The sequence below is a fragment of the Mycolicibacterium arabiense genome (assembly GCF_010731815.2).
Lineage (GTDB): Bacteria > Actinomycetota > Actinomycetes > Mycobacteriales > Mycobacteriaceae > Mycobacterium > Mycobacterium arabiense.
The window spans coordinates 5,378,864-5,404,427 of record NZ_AP022593.1 but is presented as its reverse complement, the minus strand read 5'-3'; the positions used below and the strand labels follow the sequence as shown (position 1 = coordinate 5,404,427).

26 protein-coding genes are annotated in these 25,564 nt (G+C 69.4%); 10 read left to right on the top strand and 16 right to left on the bottom strand.

Translation table 11 applies throughout. The features are described 5' to 3' along the window. Window positions 1–14 precede the first annotated feature (14 nt). Both G6N61_RS27745 and G6N61_RS27740 read right to left on the bottom strand, forming a co-directional pair. The gene (locus G6N61_RS27745) at window positions 15–443 is read right to left on the bottom strand and encodes a nitroreductase family deazaflavin-dependent oxidoreductase (RefSeq protein ID WP_163924054.1); all 429 of its coding nucleotides are present in this window, start codon (window positions 441–443) and stop codon (window positions 15–17) included. A 37-nt stretch (window positions 444–480) separates the two neighbouring features. Further along, complete coding sequence (locus G6N61_RS27740; RefSeq protein WP_163924052.1) at window positions 481–1,362, bottom strand: LLM class flavin-dependent oxidoreductase; 882 nt, start codon at window positions 1,360–1,362, stop codon at window positions 481–483. A gap of 262 nt (window positions 1,363–1,624) precedes the next feature. Between G6N61_RS27740 and G6N61_RS27735 the strand changes: the two genes are divergently transcribed. Both G6N61_RS27735 and G6N61_RS27730 read left to right on the top strand, forming a co-directional pair. Further along, entirely contained in the window at window positions 1,625–3,358 is a 1,734-nt protein-coding gene (locus tag G6N61_RS27735; RefSeq protein WP_163924050.1) for an HNH endonuclease signature motif containing protein, read from the top strand. After that, entirely contained in the window at window positions 3,334–3,747 is a 414-nt protein-coding gene (locus tag G6N61_RS27730) for a VOC family protein (protein ID WP_163924048.1), read from the top strand. The genes G6N61_RS27735 and G6N61_RS27730 overlap by 25 nt, the downstream gene beginning before the upstream one ends. A 1-nt stretch (window position 3,748) precedes the next feature. On the opposite strand, the gene G6N61_RS27725 is transcribed toward G6N61_RS27730, so the two are convergent. Then, window positions 3,749–4,177 carry a DoxX family protein gene (locus G6N61_RS27725; protein WP_163924046.1) on the bottom strand — a complete coding sequence of 143 codons (429 nt, stop codon included), beginning with the start codon at window positions 4,175–4,177 and terminating at the stop codon, window positions 3,749–3,751. 150 nt (window positions 4,178–4,327) lie between these two features. On the opposite strand from G6N61_RS27725, the gene G6N61_RS27720 reads away from it, so the two are divergent. The 5 genes from G6N61_RS27720 (at window position 4,328) to G6N61_RS27700 (ending at window position 9,566) form a co-directional block, all read left to right on the top strand. Then, complete coding sequence (locus G6N61_RS27720; protein ID WP_163924044.1) at window positions 4,328–5,641, top strand: sensor histidine kinase; 1,314 nt, start codon at window positions 4,328–4,330, stop codon at window positions 5,639–5,641. After that, a complete protein-coding gene (locus tag G6N61_RS27715; RefSeq protein ID WP_163924033.1) occupies window positions 5,629–6,273 on the top strand; it encodes a response regulator transcription factor in 645 nt (214 codons plus the stop codon). Before G6N61_RS27720 ends, G6N61_RS27715 begins: the two co-directional genes overlap by 13 nt. A 19-nt stretch (window positions 6,274–6,292) precedes the next feature. Next, a complete protein-coding gene (locus tag G6N61_RS27710; RefSeq protein WP_163924031.1) occupies window positions 6,293–7,195 on the top strand; it encodes a hypothetical protein in 903 nt (300 codons plus the stop codon). An 83-nt stretch (window positions 7,196–7,278) separates the two neighbouring features. Next, window positions 7,279–8,046 carry a response regulator transcription factor gene (locus G6N61_RS27705; RefSeq protein WP_276078127.1) on the top strand — a complete coding sequence of 256 codons (768 nt, stop codon included), beginning with the start codon at window positions 7,279–7,281 and terminating at the stop codon, window positions 8,044–8,046. Then, on the top strand, window positions 8,043–9,566 hold the full coding sequence (locus G6N61_RS27700) for a sensor histidine kinase (RefSeq protein ID WP_235887328.1): 1,524 nt from the start codon (window positions 8,043–8,045) through the stop codon (window positions 9,564–9,566). Before G6N61_RS27705 ends, G6N61_RS27700 begins: the two co-directional genes overlap by 4 nt. Before the next feature lie 5 nt (window positions 9,567–9,571). Here the strand turns inward: G6N61_RS27700 and G6N61_RS27695 are convergent, their stop codons facing one another. After that, window positions 9,572–10,588, bottom strand: a complete 1,017-nt coding sequence (locus G6N61_RS27695; protein WP_163924029.1) for a nitronate monooxygenase — start codon at window positions 10,586–10,588, stop codon at window positions 9,572–9,574. Between the two features lie 55 nt (window positions 10,589–10,643). On the opposite strand from G6N61_RS27695, the gene G6N61_RS27690 reads away from it, so the two are divergent. Continuing rightward, window positions 10,644–11,033 (top strand): VOC family protein, encoded by a 390-nt coding sequence (locus G6N61_RS27690; RefSeq protein WP_163924027.1) that lies wholly within the window; start codon window positions 10,644–10,646, stop codon window positions 11,031–11,033. A gap of 12 nt (window positions 11,034–11,045) precedes the next feature. Here the strand turns inward: G6N61_RS27690 and G6N61_RS27685 are convergent, their stop codons facing one another. Then, window positions 11,046–11,516, bottom strand: a complete 471-nt coding sequence (locus G6N61_RS27685) for an Rrf2 family transcriptional regulator (protein ID WP_163924024.1) — start codon at window positions 11,514–11,516, stop codon at window positions 11,046–11,048. A gap of 36 nt (window positions 11,517–11,552) precedes the next feature. On the opposite strand from G6N61_RS27685, the gene G6N61_RS27680 reads away from it, so the two are divergent. Next, window positions 11,553–12,380, top strand: coding sequence for a nitrilase-related carbon-nitrogen hydrolase (locus tag G6N61_RS27680; RefSeq protein ID WP_163924022.1), 828 nt, complete (start codon window positions 11,553–11,555; stop codon window positions 12,378–12,380). Here the strand turns inward: G6N61_RS27680 and G6N61_RS27675 are convergent. The 6 genes from G6N61_RS27675 to cysD all read right to left on the bottom strand — a co-directional run bounded on the left by G6N61_RS27675 (window position 12,369) and on the right by cysD (window position 17,582). Then, complete coding sequence (locus G6N61_RS27675; RefSeq protein WP_163924020.1) at window positions 12,369–13,022, bottom strand: pyridoxamine 5'-phosphate oxidase family protein; 654 nt, start codon at window positions 13,020–13,022, stop codon at window positions 12,369–12,371. The two genes, G6N61_RS27680 and G6N61_RS27675, sit on opposite strands and share 12 nt — an antisense overlap. A 66-nt stretch (window positions 13,023–13,088) precedes the next feature. Then, complete coding sequence (locus G6N61_RS27670) at window positions 13,089–13,343, bottom strand: hypothetical protein (protein WP_163924018.1); 255 nt, start codon at window positions 13,341–13,343, stop codon at window positions 13,089–13,091. Window positions 13,344–13,416: 73 nt separating this feature from the next. Next, the gene (locus G6N61_RS27665) at window positions 13,417–14,019 is read right to left on the bottom strand and encodes a cysteine hydrolase family protein (RefSeq protein WP_163924016.1); all 603 of its coding nucleotides are present in this window, start codon (window positions 14,017–14,019) and stop codon (window positions 13,417–13,419) included. Window positions 14,020–14,033: 14 nt separating this feature from the next. Then, window positions 14,034–14,774, bottom strand: a complete 741-nt coding sequence (locus G6N61_RS27660) for a 3'(2'),5'-bisphosphate nucleotidase CysQ (RefSeq protein WP_163924014.1) — start codon at window positions 14,772–14,774, stop codon at window positions 14,034–14,036. Beyond that, a complete protein-coding gene (gene cysN / locus G6N61_RS27655; RefSeq protein ID WP_264076890.1) occupies window positions 14,771–16,681 on the bottom strand; it encodes a sulfate adenylyltransferase subunit CysN in 1,911 nt (636 codons plus the stop codon). Before cysN ends, G6N61_RS27660 begins: the two co-directional genes overlap by 4 nt. Next, the gene (gene cysD / locus G6N61_RS27650; protein WP_163924009.1) at window positions 16,656–17,582 is read right to left on the bottom strand and encodes a sulfate adenylyltransferase subunit CysD; all 927 of its coding nucleotides are present in this window, start codon (window positions 17,580–17,582) and stop codon (window positions 16,656–16,658) included. Before cysD ends, cysN begins: the two co-directional genes overlap by 26 nt. A 186-nt stretch (window positions 17,583–17,768) precedes the next feature. Here cysD and G6N61_RS27645 point away from each other — a divergent pair, with 186 nt between their 5' ends. Beyond that, the gene (locus tag G6N61_RS27645) at window positions 17,769–18,044 is read left to right on the top strand and encodes a hypothetical protein (protein ID WP_163924006.1); all 276 of its coding nucleotides are present in this window, start codon (window positions 17,769–17,771) and stop codon (window positions 18,042–18,044) included. A gap of 17 nt (window positions 18,045–18,061) precedes the next feature. Here G6N61_RS27645 and G6N61_RS27640 read toward each other — a convergent pair whose 3' ends face one another. The 5 genes from G6N61_RS27640 to G6N61_RS27620 form a co-directional block, all read right to left on the bottom strand. Further along, window positions 18,062–19,936 (bottom strand): glycosyltransferase family 39 protein, encoded by a 1,875-nt coding sequence (locus tag G6N61_RS27640; protein ID WP_163924004.1) that lies wholly within the window; start codon window positions 19,934–19,936, stop codon window positions 18,062–18,064. Continuing rightward, window positions 19,933–21,198 (bottom strand): bifunctional glycosyltransferase family 2/GtrA family protein, encoded by a 1,266-nt coding sequence (locus G6N61_RS27635; RefSeq protein ID WP_163924002.1) that lies wholly within the window; start codon window positions 21,196–21,198, stop codon window positions 19,933–19,935. The genes G6N61_RS27640 and G6N61_RS27635 overlap by 4 nt, the downstream gene beginning before the upstream one ends. 62 nt (window positions 21,199–21,260) lie before the next feature. Then, complete coding sequence (locus G6N61_RS27630) at window positions 21,261–23,075, bottom strand: ArnT family glycosyltransferase (protein WP_407666502.1); 1,815 nt, start codon at window positions 23,073–23,075, stop codon at window positions 21,261–21,263. Window positions 23,076–23,143: 68 nt separating this feature from the next. Further along, window positions 23,144–24,829, bottom strand: coding sequence for a sensor histidine kinase (locus G6N61_RS27625; RefSeq protein WP_163924000.1), 1,686 nt, complete (start codon window positions 24,827–24,829; stop codon window positions 23,144–23,146). After that, complete coding sequence (locus tag G6N61_RS27620; protein ID WP_163925147.1) at window positions 24,807–25,511, bottom strand: response regulator transcription factor; 705 nt, start codon at window positions 25,509–25,511, stop codon at window positions 24,807–24,809. The genes G6N61_RS27625 and G6N61_RS27620 overlap by 23 nt, the downstream gene beginning before the upstream one ends. Between the last annotated feature and the right edge of the window lie 53 nt (window positions 25,512–25,564).

The following is a 25,564-nucleotide window of genomic DNA, read 5'->3' as shown; positions in this document are numbered from 1 at the left end:
CGGTGAAGCGAGGATCAGTTCGGTTCGATGACGAAGACGGGGATCTGCCGGTCCGTCTTGGTCTGGTACTCGGCGTAGGGCGGGTAGGCCTCGACGGCGAGCTTCCACCAGTGCTCGCGCTCTTCGCCTTCGATCTCGCGGGCGGTGGCCTCGAAGACCTTCTCGCCGTCCTGAACGCTCACGGCGGGGTTGGCCTTGACGTTGAAGTACCAGCTTGGGTGCTTCGGATCGCCGCCCTTGGAGGCGACCATCGCGTACTTGCCGTTCTCCTCGACGCGCATCAGCGGCACGTAGCGCTTCTTACCGGACTGCGCGCCGGTGGTCGTGAACAGGACGACGGGGCGGTCGAACACCTCGACGCCGTCGGTGGTTCCCTGCTCCAGAATGCGTTGGGTCTGCTCGCGCACCCAGTCGGTGGGGCTCAGTTCGGCTTCGTTACTCACGCACCACCGAACGTTTCGGGGCGTCGACTTGTTCCCTCTAGGCGTAAACCTCAACCGCTTCGGCGACGCGCTTGAGCTGATCGATGTCCGAGCTGGTCGGGATGAGATGCACTTCGTCGGCGCCGATGTCCTCGAAGCGACGCAGGACCTCGAGGAGATCGTCTTCCGTCCCGGACCAGCCGGTGGTCGGTGCCATCGCGTCGACGAACTCCGACGGGATCCAGTTCATGTAGCGCAGCAGGTGGCGGTGCACCTGCTGGCGGGCTGCGTCGCCGTCGCCGATGGCGAACCAGAACGACGTCGCCAGATGCGGGGTCGGCTTGCCCGCCTCCGACCAGGCCGTCCTGGCCACGTCGAACAGTTCGGCCTCCCTGTCGACGTCGAGGTCGAGCGTCGTGCCGGCCAGTCCGTCGGCCCAGGCCGACGCGCTACGGATCGTCTTCGGGCCGATCGTGCCGACGACCAGCCGAGGTCCTGACTGCTGTACGGGGGGCGGGCCGACCGGCAGCACGGAGTCGGTCACCTTCTCCCCCGCCCACACTCGCTTCATGATCGCGACCCGTTCGGCCATGCCGCGCATCGTCTGCGTGGCGGTGTCCGCGCCGACGGACTCGTAGTCCTCGTGCCGACCGCCCACGCCGAGGCCCACCGTGAGGCGCCCACCGCTGAGCATGTCGCCGGTCGCGAGTGCCTTGGCGAGCATGACGGGGTCGTGCAACTGCGGGACGATCACCGTCGTCACCAGCCGGACGCGGTCAGTCCATGCCGAGAGCGCACCCAGCAGCGTCAGCGTCTCGGGATTGTCGAAGCAGATGCGCTCACCCCAGCACAGCGACGAGAAGGGGCCGTCGTCGATCACCCGCGCCCACGACTTCAGCATCGCCGCGTCGAGGTTGGGCTCCATTACCGGCATCGTCATCCCGATCTGCACTCCGGGATTCTGGCACGGCGCAATGGGATTCAGGCTCGGTTGCGGGTGGTCCCGGTTCGATGCCCGCCTTTGAGCGGTGAGCCGCGACAGTTTCGGGTGCGCGCTTGATCGGCTCGGGCCTTATACCCGGGGTCCGACATTTTGGGCGCTGTCCGGGCGATTCATCCCCAGTGCTGTTTTCATTAACAACCTGGTCACCGTCGGTTTTCGGTGCCTGAGCGTGTCTGACCAACTCCCTATAATCGAAAGTATGTTCGATCGATTCGTCACCGCCTTCGACGCCTCCGGCACCGTCGGGGAATGGGCGCGCGTGGAGGCCGCAGCCACCGCGCGGCGGCTCGCGGCGATGGTCGTGCTCTTGGATCGGGCCTACGCCGCGGATGGGTCGGCTGACCGGGAGCAGTGGTACTTGGACAACTGGGGTGCGGTCGCCGCGGAGATCGGCGCCGAGCAGAACATCACCCAAGGGGCCGCTTCTCATCAGTTGTTGATCGCCACGGCACTGCGCGACCGGCTGCCCGAGGTGGCCAAGCTCTTTGCGCAGGGGTTGGTGTCCTACCGGGTCGTGTCGGCGATCACGACGCGGACGGCGTTGGTGCGCGACCGAGACGCCCAGAAAGCAGTCGACAAGGCCTTCGCCGAGGTGTTGTCCGGCTGGGCGCCGATGTCCGAGGAGAAGCTGAACACCACCATCGACGCGATCGTCGCCGAGCACGACCCCCACGGTGTGTACCGCACGAAGCTCGTGGCCAAGGGCCGCAACATCCAGTTCGACTACGACGGCTCCGGCATGGCCACCATGTTCGGCACGCTATTAGCCACCCACGGCAAGGCCCTCGAGAAGCGCCTGAACCTCCTGGCCCACACCGTGTGCCCGGGCGACCCGCGGACCCTTGAGCAGCGTCGCGCCGATGCTGTTCACTCCATCACCCATGCACTCGACTACCTGCCGTGCCTGTGCGGTGGCGACGACTGCCCCGGCCCCAAGACGCCTCCCACCGGCAACGCCGTGGTCTATGTCGTGGTGAACGAGGACACCCTCGACGACACCAGTGATGCGGCCGTCGCGCAGGATGCAGCGCTCGACGGCGACCCCGACCCGCTGTTTGACAAGCCCCTGTCGGAGATGACCACCTGGGATGAATTGGGCGGCAACGATAACGGCGCCGATAAGCCGGGTGGAGATACGAAGCACCAAGACGAGTCAGCCAAGAATGACCCGGCCGAGCATGTCTCGAATGACGAGGCGAGCGCCAAGGATGCAGACACCAGCGACCATCCCGCGCCCGCGGCTGACACCAACACCAACGGCCCCGCCAACACCCATCGCCAATCCCCCGCCACCCGCCCCGGCGCCATCGTCGGCGGCCCGTTCCTGCCCGGCGCACTGGCCCGCCGCTTCGCCCTCACCGCCAAGGTCCGCAAGGTCTGCCACCCCGGCGACAGCCCACCAGAACCGCGCTACACCCCATCGCGCCGTCTGGCGGAGTTCGTGCGCTGCCGAGACCTCACCTGTCGCTTCCCTGGCTGCTCGCAACCTGCCACCGAAGCAGACATCGACCACACCATCGCCTGGCCGATCGGACCCACTTGTGCGTCGAATCTCAAATGCCTGTGCCGTCGACACCACTTGCTCAAAACCTTCTGGGGCGGACCCACCGGCTGGCGGGACCGACAACTCCCAGAGGGGACCATCATCTGGACCTCACCTAGCGGCCGGACCTACGTCACCGAGCCGGGTAGCAAGCTGCTGTTCCCGAGCCTCTGCGCGCCCACCGCACCAGTCACGATCACCGACGAGGCCAGAACCAAAGCACCACACCACAACCCCGGCCTCACCATGCCCCGCCGCCAGCGCACCCGCGCCCAAGACCGCGCACAACGCATCACCGACGACCGGCGGCTCAACCAATCAGAAGCAGAGGAAGAGGCCAACCTGGCCTCTGGCACGATGCTCGCATGGCGATCAGTGCACGATCCGTAGCGCACATCCGGCTCACCGTCACCGACATAGCGCGATCCAGACAGTTCTACGAGTCGGTGTTCGGCTGGCCCGTGGCCGTAGAGATCCCCGAGGGCGCCGATGATGCCACCCGGGAACGGCTGGGCTTCCTGTTCGGCGGCGTGCTGTACGACTCGGGCGACTTCCTGCTCGGCTTGCGACCCGTCGCACGCGATCGCTTCGACGAAGACCGCACCGGCCTCGACCACCTGTGCCTGCGCGTCGGCAGCAGATCCGAGCTCAACGACGCCGCAGCACTTCTCGACGACCTGGGCGCAACGCGCGAGCCGGTCAAGGAGATCGGCCACGGGTACATCCTCGAGTTCCGCGATCCGGACGGCATCGCGCTGGAACTCATCGCCCCCAAGTAGCTCAGCGCTTGAATCCGGCGACCCGCCACAGCTCGGGCCGGCGCAGCGCCAATCCGATCCACAACAGCACGCCCACGTACACGGCCGACAGCGTGTGGGTGAACAGCGGCGACTCAACCCTCATGTTCGCAGTCACCGCGCCGCCCAGGTAGGCGGTGATGCCAAGGGCACCCAGCGCCGCCGTGCGCGGAATCAGGTACGCGACGAGGCACACCGTCAGCACGATGCCCATCACCAACGCCTGGTCGACCGGGAAGCCCAGCGCAGCGGTGCCTTCGCGCACCGGCTCCGGCCGCATCAACTTGCCCACCGCGTCGAACACCAGGAACGCGCCGACCAGCGCGCTGATCCCGATGCCCACCTTGTGCGAGGTCGAACGCCGGGCCTGGGCGGTGGCCGACGTGCTGTTGGTGTCGTCGATGACGCTCATGGTGTCTCTCCTGGATGAGTCGATGGTCACGTACCCGGGCAGACCAGGTCGGCACCGAAAAGTCATCGCACCGGCACTGGGGGATATCCCCCGCCAGGTTCTCCGGCAATCGCCGTGTTGCGCGAGCCCACGACTCCATAGGTTGAGTGCATGGTTGCAGTCACCACGCCCACCGAACCGATCGCCGCCCCGCCGGTCGTCGACGAGACCGAGAGACCCGTTCGCCGCATCGGCCTGGTCCCCTCGGCGTCGATGATCACCGGCGCCGCCATCGGCCTCGTCTGGTTCTGGATCCCGCTCGGACTCCTGGTCATCGGCGTCTCGTCCATCCCGTCGATCATCGGCTTCGCCCTCGCGGCGGTCGTCTTCGTCTACCTCATCCGCGGCGTCGACCGCGTCGAGCGTCTGCGCAGCGAAGCCGTCTTCGGGTTGGGTATCGCCGAACCACCGCGAAAGCTGTCGCACTACACCGGATTCCAGCGGTGGGCGCATCAACTCTGGCTCGACGTCAGCAGCGTGCGGTTCTGGAAGTCGTTCGGGCACCACTACCTACGCATGACCTACGACATCCTCGCCACGGCGATCGCCTTCGCGCTCATCGTGTTCGCCTTCGCCGGGCCCGCCATCGCCACCGCAATCGACAACAGCGACGACGCCGCAGACCTGTCCTTCCTCTCGCCGCCGCTGGCGTGGCTGCTGGCGCTGGTGGCCCTGGTGGCGGCCGTCGCAATCCTGGTCTTCGCTCCCGCCCTGGACGTCCAGATCGACAGGTGGCTGCTGCCGCCGTCACCCACCGCCGCGCTGCAGCACGAGGTCAGCGCCCTGAGCGACGCCCGGCAGGGCGCCGTGTCCTCCGCACAGGCCGAACGCCACCGCATCGAACGCGACCTGCACGACGGCGTGCAACCCCGACTCGTCTCACTGGCGATGACCATCGGCCTGGCCCAGACCAAACTCGACACCGACCCGCCCCAGGCACGCAAGCTCATCGCTGAGGCGCACGACGACGCCAAGAGCGCACTGGTCGAACTGCGAAACGTGGTGCGCGGCATCGCCCCGACGATCCTGTCCGACCGCGGTCTCGACGCCGCACTCTCGGCCGTCGTGCAGCGCACCGAGAACGCGGGCATCCCGACCACGCTCAACGTGTACCTCCCCCGCCGCCTGCCCGAGGAGGTCGAGTCGGTCGCCTACTTCGTAGTCGCCGAGGCATTGACCAACGTCGCCACGCACGCTCAGGCGAGTCAGGCGGTCGTCACCGTACGACTCGACGACTCCGCCGAGGTGTTGTACGTGTCGGTGTTCGACGACGGCGTCGGCGGCGCCGAGGCACCCGCCCCCGACGACGCGACCGGCCTGCGCGGCCTCGCCGACCGGGTACGCGCGGCGAGAGGCACCTTCACCGTCTCGAGCCCCGCGACCGGACCCACCATCGTGACGGCGGTGCTGCCATGCGCATCGTGATCGCCGAGGACTCGACACTGCTGCGCGCCGGCATCGAGCGCATCCTCACCGACTTCGGCCACGAGGTGGTGGCAGGCGTCTCGGACGCGACGAACCTGCTGCACATCGTCAACGAACTGCGGCCGGACCTCGCCATCGTCGACGTCCGGATGCCGCCGACGTTCACCGACGAGGGCATCCGCGCCGCCGCGCTGCTGCGCACGCAGAATCCGGAGTCACCGGTGCTGGTGCTCTCGCACTACGTCGAGGAGCGCTACGCCGCCGAACTGATCGCCTCGGACACCCGCGGTTTCGGCTACCTGCTCAAGGACCGCGTCGCCGACGTCCCGGCATTCGTCGACGCGGTGGAGGTCGTCGGCAAGGGCGGCACGGTGCTCGACCCCGAGGTCGTCTCCCAGATCCTCGTCCGCTCGCGGCAGCGCTCGGCGCTCGACGCACTCACCCCGCGCGAGACCGACGTCCTGCAACTGATGGCCGAGGGCCGCACCAACTCGGCCATCGCCACGTCGCTCAACGTCTCGGTCGGTTCGGCCGAGAAGCACATCGCCTCCATCTTCACCAAGCTCGGCCTGGCCCCCGACGATGGCGAGAACCGCCGCGTGCTCGCGGTCCTGCGCTACCTCGAATCCTGAACCGCTGAAAGGGATCAACGTGACCACCATCGCTCCCCCGCCGCCCGCTCCGACACCGTCGACCCCGTCGCCGCTCTCGCCGGGCGGGCGCACCGCCATCCGCGCCTTCCTCGTCATCGCCGCCTCGGTGGTGGTGGTGGGTTCACTCGTCGCGCTCGGTGTGAGCGCCTGGGGGCTCAGCAACTTCCGCGTCGTCGCCGACGAGACGTCGCTGCCCGGTGACACGCGGTCACTCGTCATCGACACCCGCGACGTTCCGGCGGCACTGCGCATCACCACCGACCGCGACGCCACCGAACCGCGGATCTCCACACGGCTCATCAACTCCTCGCGTGCAGGCGAACGTTCACTCGAGGTGACCCGCAACGGGGCCGACACCCGCGTCGCCCTCACCGGGACACAGCCGGGGGTGATCGGCTGGGGCCGAGCAGGCGAGGTCACCGTGACGCTGCCGCCCGAGATGGCGCGCCGCCTGTCCCTGACGACCCAACAGGGCGCCGGGGTCCTGATGATGCAGGCCGACGTCGACACCCTCGTCGCGAACAACGAGAACGGCGCGGTGGTGCTACGCGGATCCGCGCGTCGCATCGAGGTCCGCACCCAGGACGCCGAGATCGTGACGCGTGACCCCATCTCGGTCACCGAATCCTTCCTCGCCGACAGCGTCGACGGCGACGTGTCCGTCGACTTCGGCGCCGCGCCCAGGACCGTCGACGCCTCGAGCAACACCGGTGACGTCGTCGTCCTGCTGCCCGACCCCGGGCCCTACCTGGTCCGGGCATCGGGCGACTCCGCCCAGGTGCGGGTCTCCGAGACCGAGGATCCCGACCGCGCGGCCGCCGAGGTCACGGTGCGCTCCGACGACGGGACCGCCGTCGTCGACCGGCTGGGCTCCGAGCGCCACGACCGGATGCCTCGCTAGCGCCAAGACCGGCCCGACCTGCGAACGTGTGAACGACATATGAATCGCTCGGACATCGGCGCGTCGGTGGGCACAATGAACTCATGGCGACATCGCAGGTCGGAGGCGCGGCGCCGCGGCAGGCCGTGCTCGGTCAGCTGCCGCGGATGTACCGCGCCGACGGGTCCCCCATCAGGACGCTGCTCGTCGACGACGAACGGGCCCTGACGCACCTCGTCCAGATGGCGCTCAAGTACGAGGGCTGGGAGGTCGACGTCGCGCACGACGCGGCCGATGCCGTCGCCAAGTACCGCGCCAACCCACCCGACGTCGTGGTGCTCGACATCATGCTCCCCGACATGGACGGCCTCGGCGTGCTGGAACAACTGCGGGGGTCGGGCGAGTACACCCCGGTGCTGTTCCTGACCGCGCGCGACTCGGTGCGCGACCGCGTCACCGGTCTGACCGCCGGCGGCGACGACTACATGACCAAGCCGTTCAGCCTCGAGGAACTCGTCGCCCGCCTGCGCGGCCTGCTGCGGCGGTCGGCGTACCTCACCCCCGAGGACAGCGAGACGCTCACCGTCGGCGACCTGCGACTCGACGGAGCGGGCCGCACCGTCACCCGCGGCGAGGCGTCGATCTCGTTGACCTCCACCGAATTCGAGCTGCTGCGCTTCCTCATGCGCAATCCGGGGCGCGCACTGACCCGGCAGGAGATCCTGCGCCGGGTCTGGAACTACGACTTCGGCGGGCGCTCCAGCATCGTCGACCTGTACGTCTCCTACCTCCGCAAGAAGATCGACACCGGCCGACAACCCATGATCCACACCGTGCGCGGCGTGGGCTACGCATTGCGGCCGGCGCAGTGAGCGGGCGCGCACCGCGGGGCTGGCGCACCTGGCCGCTGCGCAGGCAGTTGGTGGTGGGCGTCTCCGCGGTCGTCATGGTGGTCCTGGCGACCGTCGGCACGATGTCGGTGCTGACGCTGCGCGCCTCGGTGACCGGCATCGTCGACACCCAATTGAACGCCGCCGCAGACGGTTTCGGCCAGGCCGTGGCCAAGTACCGGGCAACCCCGCTACCGACGGGCCAACTGCCCGCGCCGGACGCTATGAAGCCGCTGACCCAACTCATCGGGCAGGCACCGGGCAACATCGTCGTCCTCGTTCGCGACGGTCGGGTCGTGGACTCCGCGATGTTCGGTGACGGCGAGGCCGCGCTTGCGCCCCCCGAGGCGCTTGCCGAGATCGTCGAGCACTCGGGCCGACTCGACGAACCCGAGGACGACTGGCTGCCCGGTCTCGGCATGTACCTGTTGACCAGTCGTCCCGGTGGGCCCGGCGAAGTGCTGTTGACCGCAGCCTCCCTGCGCGCGGCCAGTGCCGCGGCCACCCGCGAGACGATCGTCGTGACGGCACTGACCGCGCTGGCGCTGGTCGTGACCGCCGCGGGCACGCTCGCGTTCGTACGGATCGCCCTACGCCCGCTCAGCCGGGTCGCGGCCACCGCAGCCGAGGTGACCGCGCTGCCGCTGAGCCGCGACCACTACGCCATCACACCGCGCGTCCCCGACCGCGACACCGATCCGCGCACCGAGGTGGGCCTCGTCGGCGACACGCTCAACCACCTGCTGGCCCACGTGGAACGGGCACTGACCGAGGTGGCCGCATCGGACCGCCGCATGCGGCAATTCATCACCGACGCCAGCCACGAACTGCGCACCCCGCTGGCCGCCATCCAGGGCTACGCCGAACTCACCCGGCAGGACGCATCGGTGCTGCCGGAGACCACGGAGTACTCGCTGGCGCGCATCGAGGCCGAGGCCGCACGGATGAACGCGCTGGTGTCGGACCTGCTGCTGCTGGCGCGGCTCGACGAGGGCGAGGACTTCGAGACCGCCGACGTCGACCTCGCCGACCTGGTCGCCAACGCGGTCAACGACGTGGCGGTGTCCGCACCGTCGCATCACTGGCAGACCCACGTCCCCGACGCACCCGTGTGGGTCCGCGGCGACCGCGCCAAGCTGTACCAGGCCGTGGCCAACCTGCTGTCCAATGCGCGCGACCACACACCCGAGGGCACCTCGGTCACCGCTGCCGTCGACGGCGGCGCATCGGTCAGCCTGACCGTGCGCGACGACGGGCCGGGCATCGAACCCGACCTCCTGCCCCATCTGTTCGAGCGCTTCGTGCGCGCCGACCGCTCACGGTCCCGGCAGTACGGCAACTCCGGTCTGGGCCTGGCCATCACGCAGTCGATCGTCGAGGCACACGGCGGCGAGATCGTCGCCGAGTCCGCCGACGGCTTCACCACGTTCACGATCCGGCTGCCCGCCGCGACGGCCAGAGACGAAGCCGGACGGAGCGACCTCGCGGTGTCCCTCCGGTAGGTCGGTCAGACCAGCGCTGACACGATGTCCGCGACCGGCCCCGTCCTGGCCTTCTTGAATCCAGTGCCCGCCCACACGTTGACGCCGTGCGGGTCCCCGGCCTTGACGGCCGCCGCACGCAACGGGCTCGTCATGTAGTGCACCTCGGGATACCCGAACGGCGCGTCGGCGTCGTGGTCGTCGACGAAGCGGTTGCGCAACCCGCGCGCGTAGCGACCGGAGAAGCATCGCGTCACGACGGTCTCGGTGAAGTCGGGATCCTGAAGCGCTGCGCGGTGCACGGGGCTGCTCCCGGCCTCGTCGCTGAGCAGGAACGCGGTGCCGAGTTGCGCGGCGACGGCGCCGAACGCCAGCACGTCGGCGACGTCGACGGCATCCATCAGACCGCCCGCGGCGATGACCGGCACCTTCAGCCCGACGGTCGTCGCCCGCAGCAGCTGCCCCAGCGGCTGCGTGGCCGGGCTGGCGATGGGGTCGAGGGTGCCCCGGTGCCCGCCTGCGCCCGGACCCTGTGCCGTGATGGCGTCGATGCCGCAGCCCACTGCCAGTTCGCCCTCGGCCAACGTCGTGACGGTTGCGACGGTGGTGATCCCGGCATCGCGGAAGCGCGCGCACTCGGCTTCGTCGGGCAGCCCGAACGTGAACGACACCACCTCGGGCCGTGCGTCGAGCACCACCTCGAGCTTGGCGGCCCACTGGTCGTCGTCGAAGCGGGGCTCGCCGATGCGCACGCCGTACCGGCGGGCGTCGTCCTCCAGCGAGATGGCGTAGCGGTGCAGCGGATCACGACTCGCGGCGCTGGGCTGCGGGACGAAGAGGTTGACGCCCAGGGGGCCCGACGTGAGCGCGCGCGCCGCGGCGATGCGGTCGGCGAGTGCCTCGGCAGTCAGATAGCCGGCGGCGAGGAAACCCAGCCCACCGGCGTTCGTTGCGGCAGCGGCCAATTCGGGCGTACTCGGACCACCAGCCATGGGGGCGGCGATGACCGGCGCCGCCAGCGATCGCAGATCGAAACCGCTCATCGGTACATCCTGCACCGTTGCCTCCCGGCCACGGGCGGTGGTTCACTGGATTGACATGGCCATTGCGTTCAATCACACCATCGTCGCGGCGCGCGACCGCGCTGAAGCCGCCGCCTTCTTCACCGAGATGTTCGGACTACCGGACGCCAGGGAGTTCGGGCCGTTCCTGGCGGTCGCGATCGACCACGGCGCGAGCCTCGACTACGCGCAGGTGCCCCCGGACGCCGAGATCCATCCGCAGCACTACGCGTTTCTGGTGTCCGAGCCCGAGTTCGACGAGATCTACGGCCGCATCCGCGAGCGCGGCCTGCAGCACTGGGCCGACCCGCACGGGCAGCACCCTGGCGAGATCAACCACAACGACGGCGGCCGCGGCGTGTACTTCCAGGACCCGTCGGGGCACTACCTCGAGATCATCACGACGCCGTACGGCTCGGGCGGCTGAGCACGCGCGCACTCAGCCGTGGCCGCGCTCCTGCTCCTGACCGAGGTACTCACCCGCGAGCGTGGCGACGTGGTCGGGCAGCGAGCCCGATGCCACGTCGGCAAGGCTGGTCTCCTCGAGCACCGAGCGCATGCTGGCGCGCAACGCACGCCACACGTCGGTGAGCTTGGCCGTCGGCCCCGAGTAGGGCAGGTCACCGAGGCCGATGTCGCGCACGCTGGCCAGCGGGCCGTCGATGCAGCGCAGGACGTCGGCGATGCTGATCTCGGCGGCCGGCCTGGCCAGTTCGTAGCCGCCCTCGCGACCGCGGTGGCTGCGCACCAGCCGGTCGGTGCGCAGCGCGGTCAGGATGTCCACCAGGAACTGCGCGGGGATGCCCTGCGACTTGGCCAGATCGTCGGTCTTGACCAAGACGCCGTCGTCGACCGTGGCCAGCTGGACCATCGCTCGAACGGCGTACTCCGCCTTCGCCGACATCCGCATGTCGCAGATTGTGCCATCGTGCGGGAGCATCGAAGGATGACCACCCGCGTCACGTGCTGTCAGATCCCCCTCCGGGTCGGCGACGTCCCCGGCAACCGGGCCACCGTCAAGGCCGCCGTCGAGCAGGCCGCGGCCGACGGCGCGCAGATCGTCGTCCTGCCGGAACTCGCCTCCTCGGGCTACGTGTTCGCCGACCGGGCCGAACTCGCGTCGCTCGCGGAGACGCGCGACGGGCCGACGGTCGCGGAGTGGGCCGGACTGGCCGAGGCCTTCGATCTGACCATCGTCGGCGGCTTCCCCGAGGACGCGGGCGAGAAAATCTACAACAGCGCCGTCGTCGTCGACCGCAGCGGGGTGCTCGGGGTCTACCGCAAGACGCACCTGTGGGACACCGAGAACAACGTCTTCGACCTGTCTGACGACCTGCCCTTGGTCGTCGACACCGCACACGGCCGGCTCGGCGTGATGGTCTGCTACGACGTCGAGTTCCCGGAGTGGGTGCGGGCGGCCGCTCTGCAGGGTGCCGACCTGCTGTGCGCACCTGTCAACTGGCCCCTGCTCCCCCGGCCGGACGGCGAGCGGCCGACCGAGGTGGTGCGGGTTCAGGCCGGCGCAGGGATGAACCGGATGCCGATCGCGGTGTGCGACCGCACCGGGACCGAGCGTGACGTCGACTGGATCGGTGGCAGCGTCATCACCGACGCCGACGGCTACCCGATGGCCATGGCCCAGTACGGGCACGCGGGGAACGTCACCGCGGACGTCGACCTGGAGCAGTCGCGGATCAAGAAGTTCAACCAGCACAACGACGTTCACGGCGACAGGCGAACCGACCTGTACCGCCGGACGACGCTACTGGACTGAGCGGTCGGTCATCGAGCGCACCGACTGCGGCACCTCGATGCCGGCCGTGAGGTCCGGCGCAGGCCTCGGGTCGCCGTAGACGGTGGCCATGGGAACCACGCCCGCCCAGGCGTCGCCGGCAACGTCGGAGTCCGGATCCTCGGGCCATCCCGCACTGACTTTCAGCGACCAGTTGTCGGTCGTGATCGCCATCCGCAGAGCGAGTGTCGCGGCGATCTCCTTGCGGGTACTCGGGCGCAACTCGGCGACCCGGCCCGGGATGAACGCATCGGTCAGCGCGTCGAGGTACCGGACCTTCTCGGCCTCGGGAACCGGCTCGAAGACACCGAACAGCACCGCGCTGCGGTAGTGGAACGACGACTCGAAACCGCTGCGCGCCACCACGACACCGTCTAGTGTCGTCACCGACACCGCGGCAGGCGCGCCGGACGCCAAGGCCCGCAGCCATGGCGAACCCGTGGAGCCGTGCACCACCAAATCCTCACCCACACGGGTGAATCCGGTTGGGAACACGGTGGGATGCCCGTCGCGGACGAGCCCGATCGTGGCCAGCGGCGTGCTGGCCAACAGCGCGTCCAACGCCTCTCGCGAGGCAGTCTGCTTCTCGCCGAGCCGGGTCACCCGAGTCGGCGGCCGAGTCACAGGTCAGTCCGGGATGGCATGCGCGTCATGCTAACTGGCGCAGACCAGGACTGCACCCGAATTATCTCAGCCGGGTTCGGACGTGGGCGCCGGTGGCGCGAGAACCGATGGCGCTGCAGAAGGGACCTCCGGGCTGGACGGCGTCGCCGACTTCGTGGTGGTCTCACCGAATTCGCTCGACGGCGCCTGGGAGAGTCCGTTCGACACGTCGGTGTCCACGGCTGCTCCGTACGTCATCGCGGCTGCTGCCAACACGGCACCGGCTCCGATGGACGCCAGGATCGACTTCGTCCAGTTGCGTTGCTGCATAACGACTGTCACTGCTGTCTCTCTCGTTCGTGCTGCGTGGTGGCGCAGATGCACCACTCAATGGCAACACGGCTACGATCGAGATCTATTCCGCGTCAGTGATACTCGCCGCGTCGGGAACGACGATGGCAAACAGATCGGACAGGGCCGCCAGGCTTGCCGACTGGACCGCCGCAGCAGGCAGCGGGGCGCCGTCCACGCCCGGCAGGCTGCGCGTCGCGGTGGCGCTGGCAACCACGGACGGGGCGTAGCCAAGGTTGAAGGCGCCCCGTGCCGTCGAGTTCACGCACATGTGCGTCATGAACCCCGTCAGCACCAGGTTCGACACCCCGGCCGCCTTCAGCCGCTCGTCGAGGTCGGTCTGGACGAACGAGTCGGGGTACTGCTTGACCACCACCGGTTCGCCGTCGCGCGGTGCGACGAGCGGAACGATCGCGCCGATGTCGTCGCCGAGGTCGTACGGCGAGCCCGCACCGCCGTCGTGCTGGACGTGGATGACCGGTATGCCCGCCGTCCGCGCCCGGTCGAGCAGGGTCGCGACCTCGTCGAGTGCCGCGGACACGCCGTCGAGTTCCATCACGCCGCGGGTGTAGGTGTTCTGGCAGTCGATGAGCACCAGCGCCGACTCGGCCAGCGCGGCGGGGCGGCTGGGCAGGGCGGACAGTTCGCGCAGCGTGGGACGGGTCACCTCTGCGAGGGTACTCAGCGGGCCGTCGTGACCGCCAACACCGCATCGGCCAGTTCGGGCCTGCACACGATCAGGTCGGGCAGCAGGACGTCGGGCTGGTTGTAGCGCAGCGGTGAGCCGTCGATGCGGGACGTGAAGAGCCCGGCCGCACGGGCGACGGCGACGGGCGCGGCGGAGTCCCACTCGTACTGGCCGCCGGCGTGCACGTACACGTCGGCGATGCCCAGCACCACCGATGCGACCTTGGCTCCGGCCGAACCCATCTCCACGAGCGTGCCGCCGAGCGCCTCGCGCACCGCGAGCGCCACCTCGGGCGGCCGGGTGCGGGACACCACGATCCGCGGCGCGGCCGGCGCAGGTGGCGGTGGCGCGACGTCCGGCGTGGCGAGCGTGACGCCCTGGGCGGGCAGCGCGACCGCGCCTGCGACGAGTTCACCGGCCTGCCACAGCGCCACGTGCACGGCCCAGTCCTCCCGGCCGAGTTCGGAGAACTCCCGGGTGCCGTCGAGCGGGTCGACGATCCAGACCCGCTCGCTGGTCAGGCGGATCGGATCGTCGGCACCTTCCTCGGACAGCACGGCGTCACCAAGCCGCTCGGCTGCCAGGGCCTGCATCAGGAAGTCGTGCGAGCGCATGTCCCCCGCCGACTTCCGCTCCTTGGCGTCGGCGTCGGCGTACTCGACGCGCACGCGCAGCAGCAGTTCGCCCGCCTGGGTCGCCAGCGCCGCGGCGACCTCGTGGTCGTTGGTGGTCACCGCTCGGCGTCGATCATGTCGATCACGGCCTGGGCCAGATCCTCGACCGCCTGGTCCGGCGTGAGGCGAAGATCGGGATTCTTCGGCCGCTGGTACGGGCTGTCGATGCCGGTGAAGTGAGTGATCTCGCCGCGCCGGGCCTTGGCGTACAGCCCCTTGGGATCGCGCCGCTCGCAGTCCTCCAGCGGGGTGTCGCAGAACACCTCGAAGAAGTCGTAGCCCTGATCGGCGTGCACCCGGCGTGCGAGTTCCCGGTGTTCCTCGAGCGGGCTGATGGCGGGCACGAGCACGATCTGACCGGAATCGGCGAGCAGCGTCGCGATGTGCGCAAGGCGACGCAGGTTCTCGGCGCGGTCGGCCATCGAGAAGCCGAGGTCGGCGTTGAGCCCGTGGCGCAGATTGTCGCCGTCGAGAACATAGGCGGGACGGCCACTTTCGAGCAGCTTCTGCTCGACGAGCATCGCCACCGACGACTTGCCGGATCCCGACAGACCGGTGAACCACACCGTCGACCCACGTGACAGCCGGTCCTCGGCGGTGACGAGATTCTGGTGCTTGATCGCATTGGGACTCGCCGCGCGCGCGGACGCCGGCGTGGTGTCGCGGACCATGCCCGCGGCGACGGTGCCGTTGGTGTCGGGGTCGATCAGGATGAACGATCCCGTCGCGGCGTTGCGCGAGTACTCGTCCAGCAGCAACGGGGCCTGCGTGCGCAGCGTGATGCGCCCGAGTTCGTTGAGCTTCAGCGCCGTTGCGCTCTTGTCGCGGTGCAGCGTGTTCACGTCGAGGCGGTAGTCCAGTGCCGTCACCTTGGCCCTGGTGGTGCGGCTGGTGTGCTTGACCAGGTACTCGCGGCCCGGTTCGAGCGCCGCCCCGTCGGCCATCCAGCACACCATCGCGTCGAATTCCTGGGTGACGTGCGGCTGGTTGTTCTCCCGGGCGAGCATGTCGCCGCGCGAGATGTCGATGTCGTCGGCCAGGCTGATCGACACCGCCATCGGCGGGAACGCCTCGGTGACCGGTCCCGTGGGACCTTCGATCTCGGTGATGCGGCTTGTCAATCCGGCTGGCAGCACCACGATCTCGTCACCCGGGCGGAGCACGCCGCTCGCGACGGTACCCGCATAGCTGCGGTGGTCGGCGTGCTCGCGCGTCTGCGGCCGGATCACGTACTGCACCGGGAACCGGACGTCGATCAGGTTGCGGTCACCGGCGATGTAGACGTCTTCGAGGTGGCTCAGCAGCGCGGGCCCGTCGTACCAGGGCGTCGCGTCGGACTTGGTGACCACGTTGTCGCCGTTGAGCGCCGACAGCGGGATCGTCGTGACGTCGTGGATGTCGAGGCGTGCGGCGAACTCGTGGAAGTCGTCGCGGATCTTGTCGAACCGCTCCTGATCCCAGTCGACGAGGTCCATCTTGTTGACCGCCAGCACGATGTGCTGAATGCCGAGCAGCGAGGCCAGGAACGCATGCCGACGCGACTGCTCGAGCAGACCGTGCCGGGCGTCGACGAGCACGATGGCCAGCTGGGCGGTCGAGGTGCCGGTCACCATGTTGCGGGTGTACTGCACGTGCCCGGGGGTGTCGGCGATGATGAACTTCCGCTTCGCCGTAGCGAAGTAGCGGTAGGCGACGTCGATCGTGATGCCCTGCTCCCGCTCGGCCCGCAGGCCGTCGGTCACCAGCGCCAGATCGGTGTAGTCGTTGCCACGCTCCTTCGAGGTGCGCTCGACGGCGGCGAGCTGGTCCTCCATCACGGCCTTGGAGTCGTACAGCAGTCGTCCGATCAGGGTCGACTTGCCGTCGTCCACGGACCCCGCGGTGGCAATGCGCAACAACGTCGCCATCAGCTGTTCCTTCTCTTCTTCGCGCGAGCGCTCATCAGAAGTAGCCCTCTCGCTTGCGATCTTCCATGCCGGCCTCGGAGATCCGGTCGTCGGCGCGCGTGGCACCGCGTTCAGTCAGCCGCGAGATGGCCGTCTCGGCGATCACCTCGGCCACGGTCGACGCCTTGGACTCGACGCAGCCCGTGCACGTCACGTCGCCGACGGTGCGGAACCGTACGGTCTTCTCGATGATCGGCTCGTCCTTGCGGGGCTGCAGGTACTTGTGGACGGCCAGCAGCATGCCGTCGCGCTCGAACACCTTGCGCTGGTGCGCGTAGTAGATGGACGGCAGCGTGATCTTCTCGGCGCCGATGTAGGACCAAATGTCGAACTCGGTCCAGTTCGAGATCGGGAAGGCGCGGATGTGCTCGCCCTTGTGGTGGCGGCCGTTGTAGAGGTTCCACAGCTCGGGGCGCTGGGCCTTGGGGTCCCACTGGCCGAACTCGTCGCGGAAGCTGAACACGCGCTCCTTGGCGCGGGCCTTCTCCTCGTCGCGGCGGGCGCCGCCGAACGCGGCGTCGAACTTGTGCTCCCGGATGGCGCGCAGCAGCGTGAACGTCTGCATCGGGTTGCGCGACGGGATCGTCTCGACGACGCGGCCCGCGTCGATGTCGTCCTGCACCTTGGCCACGACCAGGCGGACGCCGCTCTGCGCGACCAGTTCGTCGCGGACGGCGAGCACCTCGTCGAAGTTGTGCCCGGTGTCGACGTGCATCACCGGGAACGGCAGCCTGCCCGGCCGAAAGGCCTTGAGCGCCAGGTGCAGCATGACGATCGAGTCCTTGCCACCGGAGAAGAGCAGCACTGGCTTCTCGAACTCCGCGGCCACCTCGCGGATGATGTGGATGGCCTCGGCCTCCAGCACCCGCAGATGACTCAACTCGTACTTGCCGACGGGCTGGTCGAGTTCGGTGGCCGTCATGACTTCCTCTTTAAGTTGGTAGAGATAGCCAGAATTGCAATCATGCCCAGGAATCTACGATGCGGGCGCCGCGAGTGTCAACGTTTCGGCCCCTACTTCCAATGATCAGGACGTGTGACACCGGTCGAGGGCGGTCCTAGAATGGCCGCAGCAAGAGGTCGGGGAAGGACCTAGAGGGAGCCGGCGATGGCAGCCATTGCGCGCCGATTGACGATCGTCATTGCGGCCACGTTCGCGCCGCTCGCATTCATCACCGTGGTGTCGCCGGCAGCCGGCAACGCCGCGGAGTGCGGTGCGGGCACGGTATTCGATCCTCCGACAAACAGCTGCGTCGCCGCAGCCCTGCCACCACCGCCTCCGCCACCGCCACCGCCACCACCGTGGAACGGCGACCCGACGCCCGGCTTCTCGGTGGGCGTCTGCGCGCCGATTCCGTTCGTCTCGCTGTGCACGGGCATCTGAGCCTCAGGCATACCGCCTCAGGATCGCGGTGATTTCAGGTCGTAGACGGTCGTGCCGCCGACATCGGTCTTGGCGAAGGTCTGCTCGACCCACGAGGTGATCTCCCCCGCGCTGCCGCCACGACGTCCCGGCGGGCCGCCACGATCGGAGGCGATGAAGTACCGCACCTGACCGTCGGCGACGTACTGCTGGAACTCCGCAAGCGTCGGCGATGGGTCGCCACCGGTGAAGCCACCGATCGCCATGAGCGACTCCCCCGTCTTCAGCTCGAGGTCACTCACCTGCATCGACCCGATTGCCGCTGCGGCCCAACGGGTGTCGGCGTCGGAGACCAGGGCCTGCAGCCGTGCATTATCGGACTGACCGAAGCGTCCGCCGAAGCCGAAGCCCTCCGCCTTGGCGGGCCCCGACGTCGCGATCGGGCCACCATGGTTCTGCGCCACCGTCTCGACCGAGTACGCCGCCGCCGCGCCGACACCGAGCACGCAGGCCAGTGCCGCCAGGACAACCGTCACGCGACCGCCGCGCTGCGCTCCGACGGCGAGTCCGACGGCCACCACGGCCGATCCGATCAGCAGCACCCAGCGCAGCGCGGGCAGCCACTCCGGCGTGCGGCCCAACAGCACGAAGGCCCAGACCCCCGTGCCTGCCAGCAGCGCCGCCAGCACCAGTCGCGACCAGAGGAGCGCCCTGCGCTGCCACAGTTCGGAGACCGTCATGCCGACCAGGGCGCCGATCGCGGGTGCCAGGGCCACCACGTAGTACGGGTGCACGGTGCCGTCCATGAAGCTGAAGACGCACGCGGTGACGACGAGCCAGCCACCCCACACCAGCAGACCGGCACGGCGCAGGTCCGTGCGGGCGGACCGCCACGTCAGCCACGCCAGCACCACCATTCCGATCAACGCGACCGGCAGCAGCCACGACGACTCGGTGCCGAACGACGGGCCGAACATCCGGCCGATGCCTGGGTCTCCGCCGAAGAACAGGTTGCTGCCGGGAGGTCTGCCCTCACCTCCGCCGGGGCCGAAATCGCCGCCACCGCCACCGGGACCACCACCCCCGACGATGCGCTCGAGCCCGTTGTAACCCAGCGCGAGCTGCAGCAGGCTGTCGTCGGTCGACCCGGCGATGTACGGCCGCGACCCGGCGGGCCACAGGCTAACCAGCGCGACGTACCAACCGGCGGAGACGACCAGCGCCGCACCGGCGACGAGGAGCCCACCGACCCGGCGCCACGGCGAGATCGGGGCGGCCACCAGAAAGGCCAGCGCGAAACCCGGCACCGGCAGGAACGCCTGCAACATCTTGGTCAGGAACGCGAACCCGACGACGGCGCCCGTGAGCGCCATCCACCGGTAACTCCCGTTCTCCACCGCGCGCACCGTGGTGTAGGCCGCGACGACGAGCAGGAGCACCAGCAGCGCATCGGGATTGTTGTAGCGGAACATCAGCGTGGCCACCGGGGTGAGCGCCAGCACCGTGCCCGCGACCAGGGCGGCACCCGGGCCGCTGGTGCGCTTGACCGTGAAGTACAGCACCGCGACGGCCGCGACGCCCATCAGCGCCTGCGGGAGCAGCATCGTGAACTCGCTGAACCCGAAAAGCCTGCCGGAGAGGCCCATCAACCACATTGCGGCGGGCGGCTTGTCGACCGTGATGGCGTTGCCCGCATCGAGCGAGCCGAACAGCCACGCCTTCCAACTCTGCGTACCGGCTTGCGCTGCCGCGGCGTAGTAGCTGTTGGCCCAGCCCGAGGACCCCAGACCCCAGAGGTAGAGCACGGCGGTACCCGTGAGCAGAGCCAGCAGACCCGTTCTGGCCCAGCGAGGTTCAGCGGTGTCGGTCCGGTCGGCGAGCGCCGGTGTCCGATGGTCGGCGGTGACGGTCATGAACGGGTTCCCTTGGCAGTCGAGCGGAGCCGCCGCGGGTGGAAGACCCAGCCGCGCAGCAGGACGAAGCGGACGGCGGTGGCGAGCAGGTTGGCGAGCACCAGCACGGACATCTCGAGGATTCGGTGCGGTTGGTCGACGACGGCGTGCAGGCCGGCGAGCGCGCCGCTGGTGATCGCCAAGGCGATGCCGAAGACGATCAACCCCTCGACGTGGTGGCGCGCGGCGTTGCCCGCGACGCCGAACGTGAACCGACGGTTGGCCGCGGTGTTGCCGATCGCGGTGACGAGCAGGGCGACGAGGTTGGCGGCCTGGGCACCGATCACGCCGTGCAGCAGCATGAACAGCACCAGGTAGGCGGCCGTCGACGCAACCCCGACCGTGGCGAAGCGGACCACCTGCCGGAACAGTGAACGCGGTGCCGCCTGGGACGGCTCTAGTTGCGCTGCAATGGCATTGACGGGGATGGAGCCGTTGGCGAAGCCGCGGAGCAGCCGTCCGACGCCCTTGAGGTCGGCAGCGGCGGTCGCGACGATGTCGACCCGGCTGTCGGGGTCGTCGACCCAGTCGACCGGCACCTCGTGGATGCGCAGGCCGCTGCGCTCGGCGAGGACCAGCAGCTCGGTATCGAAGAACCATCCGGCGTCGGACACGTGCGGCAGCAGCTCGCGCGCGACGTCGGCGCGAATGGCCTTGAACCCGCACTGTGCGTCGGAGAACCCGGCGGCGAGCGTCGACTTGAGGATCAAGTTGTAACAGCGAGAGATGAATTCGCGCTTGGCCCCTCGCACCACCCGCGATCCCCGGCCCAGACGGGTGCCGATCGCGAGGTCGGAGTGCCCGGAGATCAACGGAGCGACGAGCGGGGCCAGCGCGGTGAGGTCGGTCGACAGGTCGACGTCCATGTATGCCAGCACCTGCGCATCGGAGTGCGACCAGACTTCCCGCAGCGCCCTACCGCGACCTTTCTGCTCCAACCGCACCACGCGCACGCCGGGGAGTTCGGACGCCAATTCCCGTGCCACGCGCGGGGTTTCGTCGATGCTGGCGTTGTCGGCGATCGTGATGCGCACGGGATACGGGAAGGTGTCCCGCAGGTGGCGGTGCACCCGGCGCACCGAGTCGGCCAGCGCGGTCTCCTCGTTGTAGACGGGGATCACCACGTCCAGCACCGGTACGCCGGCCAGGGCCGCGGCCCTGGCCGCATTGGGTCGGGATGCGAAGCGCGCGATGCGCTCGGTTCCCGTGTCGATGTCCGTCATGACTTCATCGTCGCCGCGCGCAGTGTGGTGGCCTTCTGCGCGAGCTATGCGCCGGCTGTGAATCACGCCGTGGGCGCCGCGGTGAGGTCGTAGACCGCCACGCGATCGACGATCACCGGCGCGTAGTGCGTCTCGACCCACTCGGCGATGTTCGCGGCCTCGCGACTCCCCGATCGCTGCGCCTTGCCGAAGCCCCCCATGATCCTGCTGCGGATGAAGTAGTGCACGTCGCCGTCGGCCACCAGGCGCTGGAACTCCGCGAGGGTCGGCGCCGGGTCCGTGCCGTTGAACCCGCCGACCGCCATCACCGGTGCGCCGCTGCCCAGCTGATAGCCCGCGGCGTTGTTGGAGCCCACCACCGCTGCGGCCCAGCGGAAGTGGTCGGCGTCGGCTGCCAGCAGCGCCGACAGACCGGCACTGGGTTCGGGTGACGCGAGCAGTCCCCCGCCCATGCCGCCGAAGCCGCCGAATCCGCGTGCCGGCCCGACCGACGGGATCGCGCCGGTATGCGCCGTGGCGGCCGTCTCGATCGCGTAGGCAGTCGGCGCGATCAAACAGGCGGTGAGCGCCAGTCCCGCGACCGCGGCCGCCGCCCGATGCGGCAGCCGAGCCACTACCAGCAGCAACACGGCGGCACCCACCCCCACGACCGCGACGACCGCGCGCAACCACGGCAGCCAGTCGTCGTGCCGGGCGGCCAGGACCACGGCGAGGACGGCGGTGACGGCGACGGTCGACGCCATCGCGGCAGCACACCAGCGCGTGGAGCGATTGCGCCATAGCGTGACCGACCCGATGCCGATCACAGCGCCGAGCGCAGGGGCCAGCGCGACGGTGTAATACGAGTGCACGATGCCGCCGGCGAAGCTGAACACGACGGCCGTCGTCAGCAGCCACCCGCCCCACAGCACGAGCGCGGCACGCCGGGGATCGGTGCGCGGCGCGCGGCGGGTGAGCCAGAGCCCGGCCGCCAGGCAGACCAGCGCGGCTGGCAGCAGCCAGCCGGTGTAGGCACCCATGCCCGCGCCGAGCAACCGGCCCCAACCGACGTCGTAGTCCAGGTTGCCGAGGCCACCGACCTCCTCGCCGGTGATGCGGCCGATCCCGTTGTAGCCCAACGCCAGTTCGACGATGCTGTCGTTTTGGGAGCCACCGATGTATGGCCGCGACGACGCGGGCCACAGCTCGACCAGCAGTAGGTACCAGCCCGCCGACACCACCAGCGCGACGGTGCCCGCCGCGAGACGGAACAACCGGGTCCGCAGCGGCGCCGCAGCAGCCATCAGATACGCGACGCCGAAGGCGGGCAGGACGAGGAAGGCCTGCAGCATCTTCGCCAGGAAGCCACAGCCGACGGCGACGCCGGCGCCGACGAGCCACCAGCGGCCGGCCTCCGGCTCGCACGCGCGTTGCACGCAGTAGGCGCCGACGACGAGCATCAGGACCAGCAGGGCGTCGGGATTGTTGAATCGGAACATCAGTGCGGCGGCGGGCGTGAACGCGAAGACCGCGCCCGCCAGCAGCGCCGCCTGCGGCCCTGCCGCTCGGCGGACGGCCGCGTAGAGCACCGCGACGGCGGCCACGCCCATCACCGCCTGGGGCGCCAGCACGCTCCACGGGTTCAGCCCGAAGAGCCGCACCAACAGATCCGTCACCCATAGTGCCCCGGGGATCTTGTCGACCGTGATGGCGTTGCCCGCGTCGCTCGACCCGAACAGCATGGCCGTCCAGTTGGAGGCGCCGGCCTGCGCGGCCGCCGAGTAGAACGCGTTGGCCCACCCGCTGGCCGACAGGTTCCACAGGTAGAGCACTGCCGTGACCGCGGTCAACGCGCCGAAACCGGCCCGCTCCCAGGTCACCCGCCGCGGTCGGTCGATCGAAGGGTCCTGCGGGTTCGCCGCGCGCGGCAGTACAGCGATCACCCGTTCGATTCTCGGGCGCGGCGCTAGGCGTCCGATTGGTCCGAGCTGTGGCTGGGCTGTGAACCGTCGGGCAACGTCACGACGAACCGGGTGTCGCCGCGTGCGCTGTGGACGTCGATCGTGCCGTCGTGGGCCTTGACGACGGCGGCGACGATCGCCAGACCGAGACCGGTGCCGCCGTCGCGCCGCGAGCGCGACGAGTCGCCGCGGGCGAACCGCTCGAAGACCTCGGGCCGCAGCGCCGGGGGGATGCCCGGTCCGTCGTCGGCCACCGTCAGCACCACGCTGCCGGGCCCAGGCGCCAGCGACGTCGTGACGGTGGTGCCCGCCGGGGTGTGGGTCCTGGCGTTGGCCAACAGATTCGCCAGCACCTGGTGCAGCCGGGCCTCGTCGCCGACCACGACCACCGGATCCTCCGGCAGGTGGAGCGACCAGGCGTGGTCCGGGCCCGCGACGTGCGCGTCGCTGACCGCGTCCACGACGAGCCGCGAGAGGTCCACGCCCTCGCGGATCAGTCCGCGGCCCGCATCGAGGCGGGCCAGCAGCAGCATGTCCTCGACGAGCTGGGTCATGCGATGCGTCTCGGATTCCACGCGGCTCATCGCGTGGGCGACGTCGTCGGGCAGCTCCGCGCGTTTGCGTTGCGCCAGTTCGGTATAGCCGCGGATCGCGGCCAGCGGCGTGCGCAACTCGTGGCTGGCGTCGGCGACGAACTGGCGGACCCTGGTCTCGCTCGCGTGCCGCGCCGACAGCGCTCCCGAGATCCGGTCGAGCATGCGGTTGAGCGACGAGCCGAGCTGACCGATCTCGGTGTGCGCGCCCGCCGGGTCGACGCGCACGATGGGCGTCGGGAGGCTCACTTCACCGCGGTCCAGTTCGAGGTCGGCGACCGCGCGCGCAGCAGCCGAGACCCGCGACAGCGGTGCGAGTTGCCTTCTGATGACCAGGATTCCGGCGATCGTGGCGGCCAGGAGCGCGGTGATCGCCACGACGCAGAACATGCCGAGCACCCACAGCAGGGTGTCGTCGACCACCGCCGTAGGCAACCCCGTGACGATCGTCTGGCCGCCGTGGCGGGACTGCATGCCGATGACGCGGTAACGGCCCAGCCCGTCGAGGTCGACGGTTTCCGGTTGGCGGTCGGGCGGCACCGCGCCGAGTTGTCCGGTGGCCGCCGCGCTGACAGCCGACCGGCCACCGTCGGAGGTGATGACCCCGGCATCGACCTCACCGTCGCGCCCGACGACCGCGCCGACCGTGCGGGCAGCCTGACCCGGCGCGTTGAGGAAGCCTGGACCGGGCCCGGTCTCTGGATCGAACCGCTGCCGCAAGGGGAAGTCGGGCGGAGCCGGGAAGAGCACGATGCGCGGTGGTTCCGGCGGCGCGATCGACCCGGGCGGTCCGGGTGGCCCAGGTGGCCCGGGTGGCCCGGGTGCGTCGAATTCCCGTCCCCCACCGCGTCCGAAGACTCCCGGCGGAAGCGGCATGTCGAAGATCGCCGTCGACCGCCTGCCCGCTTCGAGCACCTGCTCGTCGAGCTGGTGCATCAGGAAGCGCTGCAAGGCGAACTCCGTGGCGACGCCGATGGCGGCGCAGACCGTGGCGAGCAGCACGATCTGCGTGACGAGCAGCCGGACTCGCAGCGACCAGGTGCGCGGCGAGAAGACGCGGGTCCCCGGCCCGCCGCTAGCGGGCGGGCTTGAGGACATACCCGGCCCCCCGCAGGGTGTGGATCATCGGCTCGCGTCCGCTGTCGATCTTCTTGCGCAGATAGCTGACGTACAGCTCGACGATGTTGGATCGGCCGCCGAAGTCATAGCTCCACACCCGGTCGAGGATCTGGGCCTTGCTCAATACTCGTTTGGCGTTGCGCATCATGAACCGCAGCAACTCGAACTCCGTGGCGGTCAACGAGATCGGCTCACCACCACGGGTTACCTCGTGGCTGTCCTCGTCGAGGACCAGGTCGCCGACGACGATCTGCGCGCCACCGGATTCGTCGGCGACACCGGTGCGCCGCAGCAGCGCGCGCAGCCGCAGCACCACCTCTTCGATGCTGAACGGCTTCGTCACGTAGTCGTCGCCGCCCGCGGTGAGTCCGGCGATGCGGTCCTCGACGGAGTCCTTCGCGGTCAGCAGCAGCAGCGGCAGCCCCGGTATCTGATTGCGCAACTCGTGCAAGACGTCGAGCCCGCTCATGTCCGGCAGCATGACGTCGAGGACCACCACGTCCGGCGGCGTCTGGCGTGCCGCCGCGATCGCCGATGCGCCGTCACCGGCGGTGGTGATGTCCCAGCCCTCGTAGCGCAGGGCCATCGACACGAGTTCGGCGAGCACCGGTTCGTCGTCCACCACCAGGACGTTGATGGGGCTGCCGTCAGCGCGCCGCATGACGACGCGGCCGGAGCCGTTGTCCTGCGCGGTGGTCATGACTACCAGTATTC